Source organism: Alkaliflexus imshenetskii DSM 15055, assembly GCF_000517065.1.
Taxonomy (GTDB): Bacteria; Bacteroidota; Bacteroidia; order Bacteroidales; family Marinilabiliaceae; genus Alkaliflexus; species Alkaliflexus imshenetskii.
In genome coordinates, this window is the sequence record NZ_KI912105.1 from 1,549,009 (window position 1) to 1,565,968 (window position 16,960).

Sequence of the window (16,960 nt, forward strand, 5' to 3'; positions counted from 1 at the left end):
GGCAAAAAATGGTGGAATAATAAAATTTTAGCTAATTTTGATTTGAAACTAAAATAACAGCATCATGAATTTACCTGAAAGCCTTAAGTACACCAAAGATCATGAATGGGTACGAATTGAAGGCAATATAGCCACAGTTGGAATCACCGAATTTGCTCAGGGCGAGTTGGGTGACATCGTTTTTGTTGAGATTGAAACCGAAGATGAAGATTTGGCCAAAGAAGAAGTTTTTGGAACCATTGAAGCCGTAAAAACTGTTTCAGATCTTTATATGCCACTTTCCGGAACGGTTATAGAAGTTAACGAAGACCTTGAGACCCAACCAGAGCTCGTAAATAAGGAACCGTACGACGGTGGATGGATGATTAAAATACAGATTAAAGACACAGCAGAATTGGCGTCACTTTTATCTGCGGCCGACTACAAAGCCCTCATTGACTAAAATGTTCTTAAGAGACATATTAAGCTGCTTCCACAAAGAGGCAGCTTTTTCTTTAGGTAATATTTTCGCCCAACTTAACCTTGTCACTCTTCAGCAAGTTGTAAATTGTAGATTTACCGATATCTAAAACTTCAGCTACTTTAACCACGCTTTTGTATTTGTCGAGGTAATGTCTGATAATCTTTTCGTTGTAATCTTTCAGTGTCAGTTCTTCGGTAAACAACTCCACATGCCCATTACCCGAGCTGAAAATTATATGCTCCTCATCCACCTCGCCGCTGTTGGTTAACACAGCAGCCAACTCAATCACTGCTTTAAGCTCCCTTACATTACCGGGGTAAGCATAGTTCATCAATTTTCGCTTGGCGCGCGGCGTAATTTTTAACGCCCCCATCTGGTTTTCGAGGCAAAAAGCGTTCAAAAAATGATCAGCTAATAACAGAATATCCTTCTGACGCTCTCTCAAAAGCGGAAGATAAATCGGTATTCCCTTCAACCTGAAATAGAGATCCTCTCGGAAAACACGCTCTTTTACAGCATCTGACAAATCCCTGTTGGATGCGGAAATGATGCGGGCATTGACAGGTGTTGGTCTGTTTCCGTTACCCTTTACAATCACACCATCTTCAAGCACTCTGAAAAGTTTCACCTGAAGATCCACATCAAGGTTGTCAATCTCTTCGATAAAGAGTGTGCCCTCGCCTGCCTCCTCCAACTTGCCTCGTCTTGACAGAAGTGAACCAGTGTAGCCTTTGCCATCATAGCCAAACAGCTCCCCTTCAACAAGTTCTTTTGGCGTGGCCGACACATTAAACTGCACAAATGGCTTATCCTTACGTGGTGAGTTTTGATGAATAGTGCGGGCTATCAACTCCTTGCCGGTGCCGGCCTCGCCAAAAACCGATACGTGAATGTTAGGGACACGCACCGCCTTATCTATCAACATGAAAATTTCGCGCATGGCAACACTCTCGCCAACAATGGCTTTCTGATAATCCTGATTACGCGAAATCTCTGACTTTAAGGCAGATATCTCTTGCTTTAAAGCCCTCTTATTTAAAACATGGCGGATGCAGTTCTGTAACCTGTCCCGTATGTTCTCATCTTTGGTGATATAGTCAAAGGCACCCTGTTTCAATAGCTGAACGGCAGTTTTGACATCATCCTGGCCCGATATCACAATCACCTCTATTTCGGGATTAAAAGCCTTTATCAGCTTCAGAATCTCCTCTCCGCAATAATCGGGCAAGCCCAAATCAAGTGTAACCACATCGGGATTGTCAGACAAACGAACAAGGAAGTCGGCTCCGTTAAAAAAAGGAACAACCTCCACCGCTGGGTCGAACCTCAATGTGTGTTCGATGAAACGGTTAAACATTTTATCATCTTCAATCACGTGGATCTTCATCGGCGCATACCTATCAAGCAAAAAAACATGAGACACACTTTCCCTGAAACATCAACACCTGTGCGGCTCAATGCTTTAACAACAAACCCAGGAAAGAAAACAGGGTAAATCGGGGAAATTCATCAGAATAAAGGTAAATTTATAAAATGTTTTAATCCCTACCGACATTTTTTATCTGTGAATAAAATAATTTTGTCAAAACCTTGTTTTTAAATAATACGAACATCCTTTACAACAAATGATTTCAAGGAAAATAATCATAATCTTCACTGCGCTGCTATTGGTCTCCTGTTCCACCCAAAAAAACACATGGTGGTCCAGAAACTACAATAGTGTGACAGCCAAATACAACACCCTGTTTAACGGTGAACAAAGTTTCAAAAACGGTGAAAAGCAGCTTATCAGCAATCACCAGGATAACTTCAGTCACATACTCCATATTTTTCCCTATTCAGGGCCTGAAAAAGCCGGAATGGTAAAAGGTGATATGGACAGAGCCATTCAAAAGGGTCACAGAGCCATTCGGAAACGCTCTATCACCGTACGCCCGCAAAGAAAACCATCGCGTAACAACGAACGTGCAAATGAATTTTATAACCGACGTGAATTCAACCGGTATATGGATGATGCCTATCTTCTCATTGGCAAAGCACATCTCTATAACCATGAGTTTAATGATGCACTAGCTGTTTTCGATTATACGCTTAGGGAGTTTCCCAATCAGCCTGTACGCTTTGAAGCGCTCATCTGGATGGCTCGAACACGTATTGAAATGGGCGATTTTGAAAATGCCTTGCTGCTCCTTAACAGATACGATGCCATGGGCCAATCGCCAAACAGACTCTATGGCGAATATATGGCCACCTACGCCGATTATCTTATCCGCTCCGGTCAATATCAATCGGCCATTCCATTTATGATATCGGCTGCAGCAGAAGCACCGGGCAAGTGGCATCGCTCCCGCCGACACTATATTTTGGCTCAATTGTATCACCGTACCGGCCAATATGCGCAGGCTCAGGAAAGTTATCGAAGGGTCATGCGCAGCAGTCCAGGGTACGAAATGGAGCTTAATGCACGCATCAATTACGCATTGATTGATGGCATGATAAACGGCAATTTTGCCACCGCACGAAGAGATTTGTACCGACTGGCAGCTCAGGTAAAGAACCAAGACCAACGTGACCGAATCTATTTTGGTCTGGCTCAAAGCTACCTGGAAGAAAAGGATACGCTAATGGCGGTAACAAACCTGCGGCTGTCGGCCGGATACAATATGGGCAACCAATCGCTAAGGACTGAAACCTACCTGCAATTAGCCGAATTGTATTTTCAACTGCCAAACTACCTTCCGTCGTATGCCTATTACGACAGTACAATGACGCTGCTGCCTGAATATGACCGGCGCTTTGCTGAAGTAAAAAAACAACACACCGGATTAAAAGCCCTCACGGCACATTTCAGAACCATTGCCCGCGAAGACAGTCTCCAAATGCTGGCCCGCATGCCCGAAGCCGATTTGGATAACTTCATTTCTGCCATTATTGAACAGGAAAGGCAAGTACAGCTTAATCAGTCGGTAGGTGCACACAGCAATCAGGCGTCAGCGTCGCACGACCCTCTCTTCTACCGGAACTTTTCGAGTCAGCTCAATAGACCAACCGATGAACAGGGCCAATGGTATTTTTACAATCCAACAACTGTTAGCCTCGGCAAAATGGAGTTTGAACGACGCTGGGGACGCAGAGCCAATGAAGACAACTGGCGGAGAGCCGACAAAGGTTCAACAACTCCTGATTTATCCGCTCAGCCACCCGGACTACCATCAGAACTGGAATTTGACCGCAGAGGCGCCCCTACCAATCTGCCCGGCACGCAAGATTCCGGAACCAGAGCCTCCACTTCACTCCCATCAAAGGAAGAACTGATGGCCGATATACCGAAAACAGCCGAACAGAAGGCACTTTCGGATGATCGTCTCGCTACTGCCCTTTTTGGTGCAGGAATGGTGTTTCTAGATCATTTCAAAGATGCTGATAAAGCCGCAGAGATGTTCTATAAGATGGCAACAGAACACCCTACACATCCACTTGCAGAACAAGCCTGGTTTTGGGGTTACAGATCCTACGAAGCTTCCGGTAATCTGGCAGGCATGCAGAGGATGAAATCCGGGTTGCTTCAAAACTTCGCCAATGGAAGATATGCTCCGTTTGTTACCGATCCGGATTATGCCAGTAACATTCGCAATAAAGAAAAAGAGCTCAACGACTTATACGAACAGGCATTTGCATCATACCAATCCAATAGATTTACCGAGGCACTGCTTTACACCACACGGATCAAACAAGAAGCAGAAAACGAAGAGTTGTTGAGAAAATCGCTCCTCTTAAGCGCTGTTTCGCACGGTAAAGGTGGCAGCACCGCAGCTTTTAGACAAGATCTCACAATATTGGCAGATGATTATCCCGATTCACGTGAAGGCTTGCTGGCCAAAACATGGCTTTCGATGTTCGACGAGGGTCGTCGTCCTGTGCCGGGACCAATTATGGCACCCACCGGCCGTCCCGACGAACCCGCATACAGAGCAGAAGCAACCGAGGTATTGCAACTTTACACCATAGAGCCCGGTGCGCCACACTATATATTTATGATAGTAGAAAGTCAGGCAGACATCAACCGCTTGATGTTCAATCTGGCCGACTACAACTTCAGCCGTTTTCTGATGGCCGATTATGACATAGACACGCAACTGCTTCCCAATGGTCAACGGCTCATAACCATTGGCGCCTTTGCCAACCAGCGCGAAGGGATGGACTACTACTATGGATTGCGATCCAACCCTCAGGTACTTGCAGCGCCTAATATGCAAACACTTCAGCTTATGGCCGCATCAAAAGCCAACCTCGACATTTTGCGTTCATCTGGCGACATTCTTGCATATCGGACCTTTTTCTCATCGAACTATCTGCTCGGAGGCGGTGGAATTACCATCGACCTCAGTCAAAACAATGTTCAGCCAAATACCGAAAGCACACAGCCCGTTTTTACAACAAGTGATGGTGTCACCTGGGGAATGGTGGTGCTTCCTCCCAGAACAGACAGCAACCGTGTTTCGGGATTTCTCTCCGGACAAGCCTTTAACCAGTTCCGGTTACGCGTAACCACCAGAACGGTGAAACTTTCCGGTGGCGAAACAGTTTTACTTATAGAGTCATTCGAAAATTTACAGCAAGCCGGTAGTTTCTTTGAAACCATTAGAAACACGAACTTCTGGAACAACCAAATACGCGCCTCAGGCTGGAAACAAGTTGCAGTAAGCCCTGAAAATTTCAAACTTATCGAATCTCAGGGCAACACAGAAGGATATTCGGTTTTTTACGAGGAGCAGATGCGATGAATGGTCTGAATTTTGCCGCATTGAGGGGATTTGCAATAAACGTGAGCACATGAACGATATAAAAAACACAATACTTCTTTGGGTAGATGATGAAATAGAGCATTTGAAACCACACCTGTTCTTCCTTAAGGAAAAAGGCTACCAGGTAGACACTGCGACCAACGGAAAAGATGCGCTCGCCATGCTCACCCGCACGCACTACAACCTTGTGTTTCTGGATGAGAACATGCCGGGCATCAGCGGACTGGAAACGCTCATGCGTATAAAGGAAATGCAGCCCAATCTGCCGGTAATCATGGTAACCAAGAGCGAAGAGGAAGAGATCATGGATCAGGCCATTGGCAGCAAAATTGCCGACTACCTCATTAAGCCGGTGAATCCCAACCAAGTACTTTCATCCATTAAACGAACACTGGGACGGCAGTCTCTTATCTCAAAAAAAGCCACAACCGATTATCAATCGGCCTTTTCAAAAATAGGCCTGCGACTAAACGATAGGCTAAGTTTTGAAGACTGGTATGAGATTTATAAGCAGATTGTATTTTGGGAGCTCGAGCTACAAGGGACTGACAGTCCAATGAATGAAGTGCTGCTGATGCAAAAAAATGAAGCCAACAATCAATTCAGCCGATTTATAAAAAACAACTATCTGGACTGGCTTCACGAAGACGATGCGCCTTTGATGTCGCATACCCTTCTAAAAAAAAGAATAGTACCACTGATAAAGCAAAAAGAGCCGGTCGTACTTATAGTTATAGATAATTTCCGTCTGGATCAGTGGGAAGTTATCAAACAAGAGATTGCGCCATTGTTTAACCTTGAAAGTGACGAACTTTACTACAGTATATTGCCCACGGCCACACAATTTGCACGCAATGCCATGTTTTCAGGCCTCATGCCTTCAAATATTGCACGCATAAGGCCGGAACTATGGCTCGACGATGACGACGAAGGCAGTAAAAATCAATTCGAGGAAGAGCTGTTGAACGACTATTTTACAAGAATCCGCGAATCGGTAAAAACGCTATATCAAAAAATCAACGATGCCGAAACCGGTAAAAAATTGATTGACAACTACAAAAGACTTCTAGACAATCAACTATCGGCAGTGGTCGTTAATTTTGTGGACATGCTTTCACACGCCCGAACAGAAATGAAGATGATACGTGAACTTGCCACCGATGAAGCAGCATACCGTTCTCTCACCCGCTCTTGGTTCATCCACTCGCCTCTTTTTGAATTGCTAAAAAAGCTGTCCACCGAAAAAGTAAAAGTTATTATTACCACCGACCACGGAACCATTCGCGTGCAAAATGCACTGAAAGTAATTGGCGATCGCAATACAAATACCAATTTACGCTACAAACAAGGAAAAAACCTTGCTTACGAAGCCAAATCGGTGTTTGAAATAAAAAAACCGGAACAGGCATTTCTGCCAAAACCCAACGTTTCGACCTCGTACATTTTTGCCACTGGCGATGATTTCTTTGCCTATCCCAATAACTACAACTATTACGTAGGCTATTACAAAGACACCTTTCAGCATGGCGGAATCTCAATGGAGGAAATGCTTGTGCCGTTCGCTGTTCTCAATCCAAAACAATAACAGAAAGCACCTTTCAGCATGGAAACATATACAGCAAATTCAATTATTGAACTAAACCCCATCGCCAAAAAACTCGTGACACTTCTCAATCACATTCCAGTGGTTGCTTTGTACGGCCCAATGGGTGTTGGAAAAACCACCTTTATTAAAGAGGTTTGCAGCGTTTTGGGCGTGAGCGATACTGTTAACAGCCCCAGTTTTGCAATTGTTAACGAGTATCGCGATGCCAATGATGCACCCGTTTTCCATTTTGACCTTTACAGATTAAAACATGCCAATGAATTAATTGAAATCGGTGGTGAAGACTACTTCTACAGCGGTCATGTCTGTTTTGTAGAATGGCCCGAGAAAGCCGAAAACCTGCTTCCCGAAAAAAGAATCAACATCCACATGGAAGAGAAGGCAGATGGCTCCCGGATTTTACTAATTAAACCATTCTCCTGAAAACTTTGTTTTTAGTCAGCGATTGAAAAGCAACATACCTGTATTAGTAAGGCCAATTGCAGAATTGTTAAAACCTGAGATGAGATAATAACTTCAAAGCATTTCAGCAATTCAATATATTTATATATTTGTATAAAGAATTAATCTAACTTCCGTCCTTTTCAGAAACTTCGGATATGACCGACATCGAAAAACGTGCGTCATATTTTGCCATCAGGCAATCTCAGTTGCTTCCCCGTGAAGAGATGCTGGAAACCGGCAGGCGTCAGCGTTCTCTTACAATTGGCATTCCGGCAGAGAAAGGGAAATCTGAAAACCGCATCGCCCTCACCCCACAAGGTGTTGACTTGCTGGTTCAAAATGGCCATAAAGTTATAATTGAAGCCGGAGCCGGAAATGCTTCCAACTATTTCGATCACGACTTTTCAGAATCGGGTGCAACCATCGTTAAAACAAAGGCGGAAGTCTATAAAAGTGAGATTATTCTTAAGATTTCGCCTCCTGCGTCAGATGAATTTGCGCTGATGACACCCAATCAGCTGCTACTCTCTTTTTTATTCATGCCACAGCAAAACCGCGAGTCCATAGTTGAATTAATGGATAGAAAAATAAATGCGGTTGCTTACGAGTTTTTGAAAGACGAAAGTGGTTGTTATCCTGTCATTCGCAGCATGAGTGAAATTGAAGGATACGCCGCCATTACCATAGCCTCGGAGTATCTGAGCAAAGCGCATGGTGGAAAAGGTGTACTTTTAGGCGGAATAACCGGTGTTTCGCCGGCAGAAGTTGTAATTATTGGAGCAGGTACTGCTGGAGAATTTGCCACAAGAGCGGCTCTTGGGCTTGGCTGTATGGTCAAGGTTTTTGACAATTCATACAAGAATCTGAAAGAGTTGGAACGCAACGTGGGTCAGCGTCTTTTCACTTCTATTCTGCATCCGCTAGTGCTCACGAAAGCACTTAAATCGGCCGATGCTGTAGTTGCCAGTCTGCGCTATTTCGATTCGGATCATGGTTTTTACATCACTCGTGATCAGGTTAACCAAATGAAACCTGGTTCTGTGATAGTGGATTTGAGTGTGGGAAATAATGGTGGCTGCTTCGAAACCTATTCAATTTCGGCACAGCAAGCCACACAAGATCATCCATACATCAACGAAAGAGGCATCATTCAATATTCTGTGCCCAATGTAGCATCACGAGTGGCACGTACGGCATCCATTGCACTTAGCAACATATTTGCGCCTGTTTTATTGCGTCTGGCCGATGCCGGAGGTGTGCATCAACTGATAAAGGAAGATATGGGAATCAGCAGCGGCACCTATATTTACAAAGGAATTCTTACCAACAGTCATATAGGGAACCATTTTAACTTACCCTTCAAAGACATTGGGCTGTTACTTGCAGCGTTTTAGTAAAATTAAACAGCAACAACCTCCTTAATCACGGGCACGTTGTTTTTCACTACCATTTCCACGCCATTTTTAAGTGTCTGCATGCTCATGGGACAGCCATCGCAAGCACCTGTAAGTTGAACTTTCACAACCATGTCATCAGTAAGTTCCACGATGTTAATATCGCCGCCATCAGCTTGAAGATAGGGACGAATCCCCTCCAGCGCAGCCTCAACTTTTTCTAGGATTTCATTTTTTTCCATGATATCAATAAATTTCTCTGTCATACGAATAATTACGTTAAATTAAGATAGATAAGAACTTCTCATGTATCACTCTTCACACTCTCATCTATCTCTATTGCCGAAAATTGAGCTTTGTATTACTGTCAATCTCAAATTCGGGTAACCTTACTTCTTTGTAACCTGAACTATCTGCGTAGCCGGAAGCTCCTGATTTCTTTTTTCAACGGCGGCTACCACTGCCTTAGCCAGCTCACCAAAAGCCATCCCTGTTAAAGAATCGCTGTTTAGAGCCGAAGGCTGGCCATCATCACCCCCTTCGCGAATACCCTGCACAATAGGTATCTGTCCTAAAAGCGGCACATTCAGACTTTCAGCCAACTGTTTACAGCCGTCTTTTCCAAAAATATAGTATTTATTATCGGGAAGTTCGGCAGGTGTAAACCAAGCCATATTTTCAACCATGCCGAGCACCGGCACATTTACCTGCTTTCCCTGAAACATGCTTATTCCTTTACGGGCATCGGCCAGTGCTACGTCCTGTGGTGTACTAACCACCACAGCTCCGGTGAGGGGAATGGTTTGAACAATGGTAAGATGAATGTCGCTGGTGCCGGGAGGCATGTCAATGAGCAGATAGTCGAGCTCACCCCACAGTCCGTCACCAATGAGCTGTTTTAAAGCATTTGTTGCCATGGCTCCTCGCCACACAATGGCATCCTCAGGGTTTACAAAATATCCGATGCTAAGCAACTTCACACCATATTTCTCAACGGGTACGATGCGGTCTTTCCCATTAACTTTCTGTAAGGCAGGTCTTGCATCTTCGGTGGCAAACATCTTTGGCACGGAGGGGCCAAAAATATCGGCATCCAACAAACCAACACGGAAACCTTGCTTTGCAAGTGCTACGGCCAAATTACTCGTCACGGTAGATTTGCCTACACCCCCTTTCCCGGAGGCAATAGCCACCACATTCTCCACACCACTCAGGAGTGTCTCCTGCGGCTTTACCTGTCGGGGTTTCACCTTCACATATATATTCCCTTCAATGTCAGCCTCTTCACCCACGTATGTTTTGATGGCCTGCACACAAGCCTTTTTGATAGATGCAATCAGCGGATCGTTGGCACGATCGAATAGTAGCGAAAAGCTAATTCGCCTGCCATCTATGCGAATATCGTCTTCCACCATTTCAAGTGATACGATATCCTTTCCTTTTCCGGGATGAACTACATGTCGCAGAGCATCCAGTATTAAATTTGGATAATAACTCATTACTAAGTTTATTTAAACTCTTTAAACTTAATGACAAAATTATAAAAAATATATGGGACTACCTAAATCAATTAAACCTTCCGGAGGTTCAGTCGACCTGCAGATATGGTCAACCTTTCGAGGTTGAAAATCAATCCGGATTAAAGCTCTTTGGCGGGATCCCAGAATAGTTCCTGAAACGCAACCACGCGGTCCTCCTCAACATCTACCCCTTCGTTCTGGAGCAACTCCCGCATCACATTCTGACCCGAAAAGTGATTTTTCCCGGAGAGCAGGCCAAATCTGTTCACTACCCTGTGAGCCGGCACAAATACCGCCTGACCATCGGACTTGTTGAGCGCCCAACCAACCATACGGGCAGCACCTGGCGAGCCTATATAAGATGCGATGGCACCATAACTGGTCACACGTCCAAAAGGAATTAAACGCGTCACTTCATACACCCGCTGGAAAAAATCCATTTCAGAGGTTGAGGTTGCGAGGTGCTTCCTGCTCATTGGCATAAAGTTTTACACTACGTCCGGCATTGTGATAGATGTCTTTGGGGATCTCCACCTCCGGCTCAACGAGTGGTATTTGATTGTTTAACTGAAAGTTAATATACTTAATAGATATGTTATGGGAGAGAAAACGCTCTTCATAATAGGTTTTGATACCCAATATGTCATCCTCAAAACCGGAATTGTAAAGGTCATCAAAATCACGAATAACATTAAGTTTATTGACCGAAGTTAGCTCTTTGGTGTAAGTGTATAAAAATCGGCTGTCGGTTTTCAGATGTATCAGACCTCCCGGTTTCAGAAAACCGGCGTAGAGATTTAAAAACCGACACGAAGTAAGGCGTTTCCTGGTTTTATTAAGCTGCGGATCGGGAAATGTAAGCCATATCTCATCAATCTCGGCCTGGGCAAAAAACGAGGTTATCAGTTCGATACGGGTTCGCAGAAAAGCCACATTGGTGAGGCCTTCGTTAAAAGCCTGAGCCGCTCCGGTGTGCATCCTTGAACCTTTAATATCAACCCCGATGAAATTTTTATCGGGATAGTGACGCGCCAGCCCTACGCTATACTCACCTTTACCACATCCAAGTTCAATCACAATTGGATTGTTGTTTTTGAAAAACAGCTCGCCCCAACCACCTTTTAGTTTGTAATCTTTGCGAAACACCTCATCAAACTCAGCCTGAACCACATGCGGAAAGGCTTCCATCTCACTAAACTTCTGCAACTTATTCTTTGCCACGAAAAAACCTTTTATAGAACCATCTAAAACAACAAATTACCTACTGCCTTCCTGAAGCCAAAACTCCACCGAACTGATGTTGGGCAAGTGTTCACGTCTCATTCCTTGAATCACTGTGAATCGGTACTCACCGGGCTGTGCCATTTTAACATCATGCTGATACAAGGCCGATATTTCCAGTACATCGCCACGTTTTCGTCCAAGCCAACTGCCATCCGGACGGGCGAGATACAGCTCAAGCGTGTCACGCACATTCAGGTTGCCCGGCCCTTCGACAGTTAGAAACAACCACAAATTGCTGTATGGATAACCATCGGTATGACGAAACGTAAAGCCCACGTCCATAACTTTGGCAGTATCGGTGATGGTCACATTGAAGATGGCCGGATTGTCCTTGTGCCAACCTATGGCATCAAAACCGACCGTTTCATCATACACCACATCGGATCCACACCCTGACAGAATGGCTATAACGCATATTGCCAAACCCAATTTAATCTTGCTGACTGATGGTTTCATTGCTGTTTCCTGGTTTGTTATGGCGCCTTTTCTTGCGCTTTTTGCCCGACTTTTTACTCTTATCATCAAATCGTGTGATACTCTCCTGTCCTACCACGTTTTGATATCCAATCTCCTTTTGCACCACTGGCGCAGGTGCTTCATCACTTAAGTTCTTAACCCGCTTGCCTTTTTTATTTAGTGCTACAACCTCCTTTACCTTATCTACGGTAAGCATGACGATCTTTCCGGCATGATCTCGATCGGGCGTATACCACATCAATCGTTTAAACACATCCGTCTTAAAGTGATAATAAGTACCATCTTCCGTTTCAAGGGGGAAGGCCGTATTTGGAAAGTCTTGTTGAGCATCCAGATAGGCGTCTAATTCATAATTAAGACAGCACTTAAGCTTACCACATTGACCGGCCAGCTTTTGGGGATTAAGTGAAATCTCCTGGTATCGGGCTGCATTGGTTGTTACCGACACGAAATTGGTCATCCAAGTGGAGCAACACAGCTCGCGTCCGCATGGGCCAATGCCGCCAATACGACCAGCCTCCTGTCGGGCGCCGATTTGACGCATCTCGATACGAACCTTAAACCTTTCTGCCAGCACCTTAATAAGCTCCCTGAAATCCACGCGTTCATCGGCTATGTAGTAAAAGATGGCTTTGGTGCGGTCACCCTGATACTCCACATCCCCAATTTTCATGTTGAGACCCAAATCCCAGGCAATGCGTCTCGATTCGAGCATGGTAGTTTTTTCAAGGCCTTTGGCCTCCTCCCATTTTTCCACATCCACCGGCTTGGCTCTGCGATAAACCCGCTTGAACTCATAAGTTGAAGGCGAAATATTGTTCTTCTTCATTTGAAGCAAGACCAAATCGCCTGTAAGCGTTACAATACCGATATCGTGACCAGGCGAAGCTTCCACGGCCACCACATCCCCTTTTTGAATGGGCCCCTGGCTGGTGTTTCGGTAAAAACCCTTTCGCGTATTTTTAAACTGAACCTCAACAATATCGGTGGTGCTTAATGAGTCCGGCAAATCACCGAGCCAGTCAAACACTTCTAGTTTTCCGCATCGGTCGCCGCAAGAATCACACTTACTGGCTTTATGTTCGATAATATCCTGTTGTTCCATTTCTTAAGTTTTAAAGGGCTCGCGAACCCTGATTGATATATTGGACTTAAAGAGGCCTGCCCTCTTTAATACTATTGCTCAATGGTTGCCGGTAAAGATGTAAAGTCAGAACTCACGACTTAAACAATGTAACCAGCTTTATTGCCATATCAAACAATACAATGCGTGCATTGCCATTTTGTTCAATATGAGCATATGCAACTTGAAGTTCACCTACCATTTTCTCAATGTTATTTTCATTGATAAATGCCGCAAACTTCTTCACAAACTCCTCTTCGGGGGGTGTGAGGTAAACCAATTCGGGCTGCCTGAAATTATACATATAACTCTCTCTGAGCATTCCGGTTGCATAATCAAAAAAACTCTTCATTTTATCCCTCGACAAAGGAGCCGCCGCATCTACCCACTTCACTATTTCAAATATTTTGCGCGAATAGGTTGACCGCATCAGCGCAGTAAAAAGGTCGAAGAAGCCGGAATTATCCTTTGACATGTCGAGGTTCACAACGGCTTGTACATAATTGCCACGAGCGAGTCGTGACGCCACTCGAGCTTCCGCCTCCGACACATTAAAACGACTGCTCAACGCAATTGTTAACGAATCCGTATCGATTGGCGGGATTGAAATTTGTTGCGTACGCGACAGAATGGTGGCAAGAAGCCCGCCGGGATTTTCAGATACCAACAGAAACACCGTGTTTTGGGGAGGCTCCTCTAAAATTTTCAGCAACTTGTTGGCCCCTGTATCATTCATCCTTTCGGGAAGCCATATAATCATGATTTTATAGCGTCCCTCAAAATTCTTCAAGCTAAGTTTACGCAGTATCACCGGACTTTCATCTGCATAAATCATCCCGGCTTTCTTTCCTCCGGAGATATATTCAAACCACTGTCCAGCACTAAAATAGTGATTTTCGAGAAAGAACGATCGCCATTCGTTAATTTTATCGTCGCTCACAGTTGGAGAACTACCCTCCTTTATTACCGGGAATACAAAATGGATGTCAGGATGAGCAAGTTTGGAGATTTTAACGCATGAACTGCAACTCCCACAACCATCAGTTTCACCAGGCTGCAAACAGTTGAGATAGCGTGCAAAAGCAACTGCAAGACCCAACGAGCCAACACCTTCGCCGCCAGCAAACAATTGGGCATGACTAACACGCCCCTCTTTTACCATGCGTATCAAATGCTCCTTAACAGGTTGTTGTCCTGCAATATCTTTGAAAAACATATAAAACTCACTTTAAATATTTCCTGCAGTACCAGTTTCTCAAATCCAATGTATGAGATGCATCAGAGGCACACCGCGTAACAAAATGCATTAGTAACAAAACATCGAGATATTCTTTATTTTAACGGGCAAGTCCGCCAAAATAAGCTGACACGTAGATTCAGAAAAAATCCCGCCTCGATGCTAATCAGTTACAACAATTACATACATGAAACCCGAAGTTGAAAGCTATTAAATCATTCAAATAGATCATCCCTCTGCTGTTTCATCCTGTCAAAGATAACAAATTAGTCACAACACTAAATACCTCACACCCGTTGTAATGCCATAAGATGTTCACACCCGGCGGAAGTATTTCATATCTAAAAAACAGAGATAAAAAAGCTCATCCTCTATCAGTTGCGCAAATAATTTTCGTAATTTACTTCTTATTCCGATATAATCAGATTTGTTGTTTCAATAAAAAATGTAAATACAGATTTCTGCTGCCATGTGCTACAACATTGCATTTTTGCAAAAAAGGCTTGAAAAATATGCCGAACGCTACAAAGATGTTTTACCACCCAAATGGAAAAACAGCGCGCTGCAAAATGATTTGCCCACATACTATTTTGTAAGTGGGTTTTCACATCCTACTTTGCCTGTGGTACACCACAAGGGAATATACCTTTCGGAGTGGGGATTAATTCCTTACTGGGTTAAAAACCAAACAAAAGCATTTGAGATTCGTAACAAAACATTAAATGCGGCAGGTGAAACCTTATATGAGAAACCCTCATACAAAAGACCAATTGCAGAAGGTCGCTGCATTCTTGGTGTTTCAGGATTTTTTGAATGGCGTGACGTTGCAGGAGAAAAATACCCCTATTTTATAAAAAGTGGGTTATGGGATACCATATCACTTGGATGTGTATATGATTTGTGGAACAATCCCGAAACCAATGAATCAGTTTGCTCGTTTAGCATTGTAACTACTACTGCCAACCCATTGATGCAAAAAATCCATAACCTCAAAAAGAGAATGCCATTGACAATCAAACCAGAGGATGAAGGCAGGTGGATAAGCCCAACAACCTCAAAAAGAGAGTTGGAAAACCTGATTCAGCCATATATGCATAATGACCTGGTGGCACACCCAATTCCAAAAACCGCTAATAACGTAAAACAGAACAGAAATATTCCGGAGATAATTGGCATAGAAAAATACCCCAATCTTCCTGATTTATAAATAAAATGAAATCATTTGTTGACACCATAGAAAGGATAAGGCAGCAAAACAGAGAGCGTTTTTTGCAGCTCGAAAGCAACGAGCATGAAACAGTAAGCCACTGGCAGGCCACTTTTCTTGCCGATGTACTTTTAACACTCATGCCGTTATCTGTTGTCATATATATTCCAAGTCTTTGGTTATCACTAAAGGAAGGTCTTGCTGTAGTTGCAATAGTTGACACCATTGCAGTGCTTATACTGCAACTTATCTATTTTCATAAAACTATGGCAATAAAAACAAGGAAGCAGTTTTTATTGATAAGCCTCTTTTTTCTGGGTGTAGTGCTTTTATATTATCTGGGATGGAGCGGCCCCGGCCTGGTTTATCTGATAGGATTTTCAGCTTTTTCAACACTCATATACAGCAAAAAAGCGGGTTATATCACCCTTTTCATAAACATCCTCATGTTGCTGATTCTGGCTCTTATTTCCGCTCTTACTTTTTCGAGCAACCCAATGATTAACAACATGAAACCCGAAGCCATCATTACAGTTGGACTAAATTTTATCATACTAAACCTGATTTTGGTTGCAACCATATCGTCACTCATAAAAGGCCTCCACAAAAAAATTGAATCGGAAAGCGATTTTAAGCAAAAACTCCTGAACGAAATGGTGCTTCATCAAAAAGCCAGGGAGCAAGCCGAAGAGAGTGACAAACTAAAATCTGCCTTTCTGGCAAACATGAGCCATGAAATCAGAACGCCTATGAACGGTATCCTGGGATTTGTAGAACTTCTTAAAGGCAAAGAACTAAGTGGAAGTAAGCAAAAAGAGTATATCGAAATTATAGAGTCTAGTGGAGAACGCCTGCTTACGCTCCTCAACAACCTTATCGACATCTCAAAAATAGAAGCCGGGTTGATGGAGATACACCTTTCTGAAACAAACATCAACGAAGTGCTGGATTTCACTTTCGCATTTTTTAAACCAATGATGGAGAAGAAACAGCTTCTGTTTACCCTCGAACAAAAACTGGCAGTTGAGGATTCAATAGTTATTACTGATAAGGAGAAAATCTATGCCATTTTTACCAATCTGGTAAAAAATGCTTATAAATACACCCATAAAGGCGAAATTAGGTTTGGCTGCATACGAAAAAACAGTCATTTGATGCTTTATGTAAAAGATACCGGCATAGGAGTATCAGAAAAAAGACAAAAAGCCATTTTTGAACGGTTTATTCAGGCCGACATTGCCGACCGCGGCAATTATCAGGGCGCTGGCCTGGGGCTTTCGATTACCAAAGCATACGTAGAACTTTTGGGTGGCAAAATAGAGGTGCGAAGCAGCGAAAATCAAGGTTCGGAGTTTATTGTTCATGTGCCGTTTGAACAAAAGAGTTAACTTTGACTCAAA

At 43.6% G+C, this 16,960-nt stretch carries 15 protein-coding genes; 7 read left to right on the plus strand and 8 right to left on the minus strand.

Annotated features, from left to right (window positions below):
* Positions 1-64: 64 nt before the first annotated feature.
* Entirely contained in the window at positions 65-442 is a 378-nt protein-coding gene (gene gcvH / locus ALKIM_RS0106295; RefSeq protein WP_026473903.1) for a glycine cleavage system protein GcvH, read from the plus strand.
* A gap of 52 nt (positions 443-494) precedes the next feature.
* Here gcvH and ALKIM_RS0106300 read toward each other — a convergent pair whose 3' ends face one another.
* Positions 495-1,850 carry a sigma-54-dependent transcriptional regulator gene (locus tag ALKIM_RS0106300; protein ID WP_026473904.1) on the minus strand — a complete coding sequence of 452 codons (1,356 nt, stop codon included), beginning with the start codon at positions 1,848-1,850 and terminating at the stop codon, positions 495-497.
* A gap of 238 nt (positions 1,851-2,088) precedes the next feature.
* Here ALKIM_RS0106300 and porW point away from each other — a divergent pair, with 238 nt between their 5' ends.
* The 4 genes from porW to ALKIM_RS0106320 all read left to right on the plus strand — a co-directional run bounded on the left by porW (position 2,089) and on the right by ALKIM_RS0106320 (position 8,712).
* Positions 2,089-5,247, plus strand: a complete 3,159-nt coding sequence (porW, locus tag ALKIM_RS0106305) for a type IX secretion system periplasmic lipoprotein PorW/SprE (protein ID WP_026473905.1) — start codon at positions 2,089-2,091, stop codon at positions 5,245-5,247.
* Between the two features lie 49 nt (positions 5,248-5,296).
* On the plus strand, positions 5,297-6,853 hold the full coding sequence (porX, locus tag ALKIM_RS0106310) for a T9SS response regulator signal transducer PorX (protein ID WP_044117780.1): 1,557 nt from the start codon (positions 5,297-5,299) through the stop codon (positions 6,851-6,853).
* Between the two features lie 18 nt (positions 6,854-6,871).
* Positions 6,872-7,297, plus strand: coding sequence for a tRNA (adenosine(37)-N6)-threonylcarbamoyltransferase complex ATPase subunit type 1 TsaE (gene tsaE / locus ALKIM_RS0106315; RefSeq protein ID WP_026473907.1), 426 nt, complete (start codon positions 6,872-6,874; stop codon positions 7,295-7,297).
* Between the two features lie 176 nt (positions 7,298-7,473).
* A complete protein-coding gene (locus tag ALKIM_RS0106320; RefSeq protein ID WP_026473908.1) occupies positions 7,474-8,712 on the plus strand; it encodes an alanine dehydrogenase in 1,239 nt (412 codons plus the stop codon).
* A gap of 5 nt (positions 8,713-8,717) precedes the next feature.
* Here the strand turns inward: ALKIM_RS0106320 and ALKIM_RS0106325 are convergent, their stop codons facing one another.
* From ALKIM_RS0106325 to ALKIM_RS0106355, 7 genes are all read right to left on the minus strand, one after another.
* A complete protein-coding gene (locus ALKIM_RS0106325; RefSeq protein ID WP_235714389.1) occupies positions 8,718-8,978 on the minus strand; it encodes a NifU family protein in 261 nt (86 codons plus the stop codon).
* A 123-nt stretch (positions 8,979-9,101) separates the two neighbouring features.
* Positions 9,102-10,211 (minus strand): Mrp/NBP35 family ATP-binding protein, encoded by a 1,110-nt coding sequence (locus ALKIM_RS0106330; protein WP_026473910.1) that lies wholly within the window; start codon positions 10,209-10,211, stop codon positions 9,102-9,104.
* A 140-nt stretch (positions 10,212-10,351) separates the two neighbouring features.
* Positions 10,352-10,708, minus strand: coding sequence for an MGMT family protein (locus ALKIM_RS0106335; protein WP_173400716.1), 357 nt, complete (start codon positions 10,706-10,708; stop codon positions 10,352-10,354).
* Positions 10,674-11,453 carry a tRNA (guanosine(46)-N7)-methyltransferase TrmB gene (gene trmB / locus ALKIM_RS0106340; protein WP_026473912.1) on the minus strand — a complete coding sequence of 260 codons (780 nt, stop codon included), beginning with the start codon at positions 11,451-11,453 and terminating at the stop codon, positions 10,674-10,676. The genes ALKIM_RS0106335 and trmB overlap by 35 nt, the downstream gene beginning before the upstream one ends.
* 36 nt (positions 11,454-11,489) lie before the next feature.
* Entirely contained in the window at positions 11,490-11,972 is a 483-nt protein-coding gene (locus ALKIM_RS0106345) for a gliding motility lipoprotein GldH (RefSeq protein ID WP_084555814.1), read from the minus strand.
* A complete protein-coding gene (locus ALKIM_RS17785) occupies positions 11,947-13,098 on the minus strand; it encodes a PSP1 domain-containing protein (RefSeq protein ID WP_044117781.1) in 1,152 nt (383 codons plus the stop codon). Before ALKIM_RS17785 ends, ALKIM_RS0106345 begins: the two co-directional genes overlap by 26 nt.
* A gap of 112 nt (positions 13,099-13,210) precedes the next feature.
* Positions 13,211-14,332 carry a DNA polymerase III subunit gene (locus tag ALKIM_RS0106355; RefSeq protein WP_026473914.1) on the minus strand — a complete coding sequence of 374 codons (1,122 nt, stop codon included), beginning with the start codon at positions 14,330-14,332 and terminating at the stop codon, positions 13,211-13,213.
* 511 nt (positions 14,333-14,843) lie between these two features.
* Between ALKIM_RS0106355 and ALKIM_RS0106360 the strand changes: the two genes are divergently transcribed.
* Both ALKIM_RS0106360 and ALKIM_RS19180 read left to right on the plus strand, forming a co-directional pair.
* Entirely contained in the window at positions 14,844-15,560 is a 717-nt protein-coding gene (locus ALKIM_RS0106360; protein WP_218916674.1) for an SOS response-associated peptidase, read from the plus strand.
* Positions 15,561-15,565: 5 nt separating this feature from the next.
* Positions 15,566-16,948, plus strand: coding sequence for a sensor histidine kinase (locus ALKIM_RS19180; RefSeq protein ID WP_052345440.1), 1,383 nt, complete (start codon positions 15,566-15,568; stop codon positions 16,946-16,948).
* The last annotated feature ends 12 nt before the right edge of the window (positions 16,949-16,960 follow it).